At 63.5% G+C, this 6,098-nt stretch carries 4 protein-coding genes; all 4 read right to left on the bottom strand.

Features of this window, described 5'->3' with window-relative positions:
* From IEI94_RS05520 to IEI94_RS05535, 4 genes are read right to left on the bottom strand one after another with little or no spacing between them, the layout of a single operon-like run.
* Positions 1 to 975 (bottom strand): tetratricopeptide repeat protein, encoded by a 975-nt coding sequence (locus IEI94_RS05520; RefSeq protein ID WP_191166331.1) that lies wholly within the window; start codon positions 973 to 975, stop codon positions 1 to 3.
* A gap of 2 nt (positions 976 to 977) precedes the next feature.
* Positions 978 to 1,973, bottom strand: a complete 996-nt coding sequence (locus IEI94_RS05525; protein WP_224749952.1) for a tetratricopeptide repeat protein — start codon at positions 1,971 to 1,973, stop codon at positions 978 to 980.
* Entirely contained in the window at positions 1,970 to 5,173 is a 3,204-nt protein-coding gene (locus IEI94_RS05530; RefSeq protein WP_191166332.1) for a hypothetical protein, read from the bottom strand. Before IEI94_RS05530 ends, IEI94_RS05525 begins: the two co-directional genes overlap by 4 nt.
* Complete coding sequence (locus IEI94_RS05535) at positions 5,170 to 6,000, bottom strand: DUF4123 domain-containing protein (protein ID WP_191166333.1); 831 nt, start codon at positions 5,998 to 6,000, stop codon at positions 5,170 to 5,172. The genes IEI94_RS05530 and IEI94_RS05535 overlap by 4 nt, the downstream gene beginning before the upstream one ends.
* Positions 6,001 to 6,098: the final 98 nt, after the last annotated feature.

Below are 6,098 nucleotides of genomic sequence, written 5' to 3' on the forward strand. Positions count from 1 at the left end.
TCAAAAGCCAAACCTGGGCGGGAACTCAGACAACGGTGGTTCCTTGGCGAGCCACTCTTCTGCCTGGGCCTCCGCTTCCTTATGCTGTTCAGTGGAGAGTTGATCTTGGTAATCTTCCAAGAGCCACTTGGCCGTTCGATTGTCGGTTTCCTCCACCACAGCATGCAATATGGCCCAGGCTTTAACGCTATCTTGTTCGGTTTGGCATCTATCCTCTGTTTCTGGATCAAAGAGGCACCAGCCCACCGTTAACCGGCCGTTCATATGCCCGGCCTCCGACGCTCTGACAATCCACTCCCAGGCTTCTTCATACTGCTCCTTCTGAATCATCAGGGCCGAGAGGCGATTCATCGCCGGGGCATGACCCTGCTCGGCGGCCCGGCGAAGCCAGGTCTCTGCGGCCTGCAAGCGTGCAGTGTCATCAGGGTAGTCGCCGTAATCATTTTGTATTCTTGCCCCCAGTCGATCCTCGGCTTCCGGGTTGCCAGTTTCGGCGGCCGTCTCCAGCCAGTGATATGACTGTTCGGTCTCCTCCAGTGTGGAGTAGATCAAGAATAGTGTGTACATCGCCTCGGTATCGCCCGCCTCCGCTAAAGGCAGGGTCGCCTCCAAGGCCGCCTCCCGCCAGTCGTCGCCGCTCTCGGGGCAGACATCGCCCAGCTGACAGGCGCCGCCCTGATGCAATCGCAGCATGGCGTAGGGCTCGCCTTTCTCGGCGGCGCGCCGGTACCACTCCAGCGCCTCGCGGGTCATGCCCATATGGGCGATGCGATGGGACTCGCCCAGGTAGTACATGGCGTCGACGTCGCCCGTCTCGGCGGCCACTTTCAGATGGGGCACGGCATCAAGCAGGAAGCCGAGGTTGTAGGCAATCATGCCCTTATCCTTGGCTGCCTGGGCCTCGTCATCCAGTGCCCAGCCGTTGATTGGGCTGAGCAGCAGGGCGGCGATTGCCAATATGCCGATACAGCGCATCGTCAATACCCGAACCGGGGCGGAAACTCAGAGAGAGGCGGCTCCTTGTCCAGCCACTCTTCGGAAAGGGCTTCAGCTTCTTTGTACTGCTCAGCGGTTAGCAATTCACGGTTTCGCCCCATGACGTTTTGCGCCGTACGATTATCCGTTTCTTCCGAGACAGCATGGAGTATGGCCCACCCCTTCACCACATCCTGTCCCTTCACACAGATATCCCCACGCTCCTCGGGGTTCAGGTAGCACCAGCCAAGATTGATGCGGGAGCCTTGATGCCCCCCTTCCGAAGCCTTGACTCTCCAGTCCCAGGCTTCGTCATGACGCTCCTGCTGGCTTAGCAGGGCGGCGAGGCGGTTCATGGCCGGGGCATGGCCCTGCTCGGCGGCGCGGCGAAGCCAGGCCTCGGCAACTTCCTTTCGCTGCACCTCATCGGGGTAGTCACCCAGGCCATCGCCGATCAGGATACCCAACCAGTATTGCGACTCAGCGTCGCCGGCTTCGCCGGCACGCTCCAGCCAGTCATCCGCCACCTGGGGCTGCTCCAGAGCGCTGTAGATATCGAACAGCACGCCCATGGCGGCGGCGTCTCCCTCCTCAGCCAGGGGCAGGGTCGCCTCCAGAGCCGCCTCTCGCCAGTCGTCGCCGCCTTCGGGGCAGACATCGCCCAGTTGGCAGGCGCCGCCCTCGTCCAGGCGCAGCATGGCGTAGGGGTCACCCCGTTCGCCGGCACGCTGGTACCACTCCAAGGCCTCGCGGGTCATGCCCATATGACGGAGCCGATGGATTTCGCCGAGGTAGTACATGGCCTCTGCATCGCCAGCCTCGGCAGCGGGCTCCAAGTAAGGCGAAGCCTGGCTGCGGAGGTGGGCATTATAGAGACGCAGACCCTCGTCCTTGGCGGCCTGGGTCTCGGCATCCAGTGCCCAGCCGCTGATTGGCAAAAGCAGCAGGGTGGCGAGTGTCAGGGCTTTATATCCCTTGTTCATCGTGGCCTTGATCATTGTGGTTCCTCGTAGATAACGCGCATGCCCCCCTGCCCATCGGGCAGGTATTCGCATTGGGTATCGGCATGCCGGCCCAGGCTATTAGCAGCATCAAGATAAAGGTTTCTCGCATCAACGACTTCGGGGTTGTCAGTACCAGAGTCGCTTTTCATAAATCGATCCAATAGATAGCGGTTATGGCAGTAGCCAAGCCCGCGCACGTCATGGGTGCGCTTGCCATAACGATCCAGCCGTAGCAGGGCCTTCTCGAACAGGAGGCTGCCCGGGTTGGGGCCGGACGCCGGCCGCAGCGGACCGTAGGTGCAGATGAGCATGCCGTCGTGAATCCAACCCACGCAGTTGGCGATGGCCATCTGCTGCAGGTCGCGTGCCTCATGCTCGTTAAAGCGCCTACGCCTTGCCCCGCGGCCCCGACCGCCGGTAACCGTTTCTTCGACTTCAAATTCACGTGGTGTGCTGGTCAATAGCCAAAGCAGAGAGCCCAGGGCTTCGGGGGTTAGCTGCTGGACCCAGGCACGCAGCTGACGCTCCTCCTTGCCATCGCGCGATGTCAGGACATAGGCGATCTGCCCCGCACGATCCGTCTCCGACAGCTCATCCCGCAGTTGCCGTAGCCAGGCGCGCCCCTTGGCCATCACCAGGCCTGCATTGAGCAGGGTCATCATCAGTACATAGCCGAGGTTGCTGAGCTCCTCGAAGGCCTCTGCATCCAGCCAGTCGACCCGCTCGAAACCACTGGCCACCAGGTCGCGGTGCAGCATGGTCAGCCACAGGTCCAGGTGGCGATTGTCGAGTTCCATGGTCACGCCGCCGCCGACGCCCTTGCCGCAGAACACCGAGGCCTTGGCCCGCAGCACGAACTTGCCATCCCGCAGGCCGATATGGAAGTCGGTATTCCCGCCCCAGCCCAGGCCGTGCTCGCGATGCCACACGGCCATGCCCAGGCTGCGCCACTCTTGTAGCTCGTCCAGCTGGTTGCGTCGGGTGAAGGCGTCCACCGCCTGGTGCATGGGGGCACGCATGGCGATGTCCTCGGGCGGTTCCCAGCGCAGCTCGCAGCGATGCTCGATGCCACCGCGGGTACCCAGGAAGGCGTTTAGCCGAGCGCCGATGCCCAGGCGGTTTACCGGTTCCTCGGCGCTGATGCTCGGCTCGCCGTCAAACGATAGGCGCAGCGTGCCGGACATGGCCAGGCTGGCGCCAGCGAAGCCCTTGGCCACGGTCTCTAGGCGCAGGGCGTAGCGGCCCAGGTCCAGCTCGCCGCCGTCCTTAAGGGGTAGCCTGGCATGCAGCGCCTCCTCCTCTTCGGGGAGGTCCAGTACGTTCAGGGTGAGTTCGCCACGCACCAGATGGTAGTCCCCCTTGAGCTCCCATTCACGACGCAATGGCCCGCTGTCGCTGGAGGCCTCGACGCTGCCTTGCCGGCTCTCCCACTCGCCATCCGGTGGGCTCGTGTCGGCCAAGCGTAGCGGTTCGGGGAAATCGAGAGTGATCGCAGAGGAGAGCTTTCCCTCGGTGAGCCCGATCAGGCGCAGGGCCTGAGCCTGGGCGCTGGCGTCGAACAGCCGCAGGGTATCCCTGGCTGGGCCGGTGAACAGCAGGCGCTGCAGGGTCTCTCCCCAGCGGGTTCTGGCGTCGTCGCTGGCCAGGCTGGCAATCTCATGGCCCGCCTCATCGAGCGCGGCATAGAACTTCTCGGGTTCGAACAGCCCCAGCTTTTCGCCGTGCCATTCACCGCGCCAGTCGATGGGCTCGCAGCCCTTGAGGTCGAGCCAGTGCGAAAGCGCCGTTTCCGGAGCGTCCCACAGGGTAGCCGGGAGGGCGCCGTCGGCGTCGAGCAGCGGTGCGATGCGGCGCCGCTCTGGATCACTCATATAGTCCATCAGCAGGTGCAGGCTGATATGGCTCAACTCGCGCTCGCCACCGGCGGCAGTGAACTCACGCAGTGGCCAGTCGTTGCGGACGAGAAGGTCGAGGCGGCGCTTTTCATAGCCGAAGGCGTTGCGCTCATCGGCCAGGTCGGCTTGCCAGAGCAGCACGCGGCGTGGACGCAGGGTTTCCACGGCTTGCTTGGCGCGCTCGTGCAGGGCATCGAGCTGTTCGTTGAGCTCCTGATAACGTTCACGCTCATCGGCAAACAGGAACAGCGGGAGGGCGGCGTGGCCTGCGGTGCCGGTCTGCCACTCTTCCAGTTTGCTCTCCACCGCCGCGAGCAGCTCGGCCTGTTCGCGCAGCAGGTCGTTGTAGTGATCGAAGTCCTCGACGCCCTTCCACAAGGTGGCGTCCGGGGTGGACGGCTTGGCCAGGGCGTATTCCGGTGTGGCGATGCCCAGTGCCGCCAGGTGGAGAATGCTTTCCAGGTAGGCGGCATAGAGGGTTTCGCTGTGCAGCTCCGCCATCTGGATCATGTCGTCGAGATGGCACCGGGCGCTAGCGGCATTGGGTGTTTGCTCTTCGCAGTGGTCTAGGAACGTCTTGTACTCGGCGATCACCTCCTGCAGGGTGTAGCGCTGCTCGGGGTCGTCATCAGCGTCATCATTCACGGCCGGCAGCAGCTCGTGCTTGCGTATAGCCTCCTGGCGGGTGCGACGGTAGTTTTCCAAGGCCTGCTGGATCTCACTCTCCCAGGGGCCGTAGAACGCATCCCCTTCGCGGACATAGCCCGCGTCACGCGCGGCCCGCCGTCCGGCATGGCGCAAGGTGCTCAGCTCATCCTCGAGGCGCCGTATCTCGTTGGCCTGCTGCTGGCGTTGGTAGCGCCACTGGCGTTGTTGATCGTCGGCTTCGCGTCCATCTGGCGTCGGTGCTGTCTCGATGGTGGTATCCAGGCCGTTGTGCCAGACCCTGGCCTTGGCCAGTTCCTCCTCCAGCGCGTCGTAGCGGTCACGCTCCTCCTCCGGGAGAAAACTGCCGGGGGTGGCCGGCAGGAAGCACTCCATGATCCCGGTTTTCTCGGACAGCGTGGCGTTGCGCTGACCAGGGTCTTCGATACTGGCCCACTGATGAAGCTCATGAGCGGCTTCGTGGAGGAGATTGGCGGCGTCTTGCGTCAATAGCCAGAAACGTCCGGTGCCGACGAGGTAGAGGATATCCACCCACTCCGCTGCCTGACACGCGTGCTGGCCCTGTCCGCAGATAGAGCCGCCGGTGCTGGAAGAGGTGAACGGAGGCCATTCGATAGAATTTTCCTGAGTCATGCGGACGCCTCCAGTGCGTCGACTTTCTGCCAGGCCGGCCTGGCCGCTTGAAGAAGCTGCATGGTGCTCGCCTGAGCCCACCAGTCCGCGTCGTCCTCGCATACTTTCGGTAGAAGACGTTGTAAATGGTGAGCCTGGTGGATGCCCGCGGCCTCTAGCTGCCCAAGCCGCTCCAGCCATTCGGCGGGCAATGCCTGCAACGGCGTATCGGTCGCCTGGCTGAGCCACCAGCCACGCGGGCTCTCCTTGAGGGCGATTTCCAGTGTTTGGGTCAGCGGCGGTATCTCGACGTTGTCGGCGTCATCGACGGGCTGCCAAACCTGCCAGTGCGACAGCGGCGTCGGCGTGACGACCCGTCCGAGGGGCCCGATCAGTTGGGCGTAGGCGGTGTCGCTGCTGGCGGCGAGCAGGGCGGTCCAGGCGGTTGGGGCCTGCAGGTTCACCAATGACTGGCCGCCGTGGGGGTCGTCGAGCACGAACAGGCGGCGTAGATGATCGGCCAGGTCATTGAGCGAGGTCGCTTGTGCCGGCTGAAAGATCCAGCCCAAGTGCTGCTCCCGGCATAGCGTCTCACCGCTATGCCAGGCGACGCTGCCGACATCGAGCTCGATCAGCCAAGGACTGGCATCGATCAGCGGCGCTAACGGCGTGGTGGCGAAGAGCGTGAGGAAGTCACGCCAACCAGGCTGCCCGATGAGATCAGCGCAGCGCCCGGAGGCACGACGCTGGTCGAGCACCATATAGGCGGGACGATGGCCACCGAAGCTGGTGGCCGGGCTATCGACAGGATGACCGCGTTCGGCGATATGCTTCAGCCAGCCAGACATGGACAGTCCTCGCGGCTACATTGGGTGTCATTGATCTTGCCGCACAGCGGCATCAGCGCGGCCTCGCTCAGTTGGTAGTCCTTTAGCTTGGGCAGTGA

The organism is Halomonas sp. ML-15, assembly GCF_014779595.1.
Classification (GTDB): Bacteria; Pseudomonadota; Gammaproteobacteria; order Pseudomonadales; family Halomonadaceae; genus Franzmannia.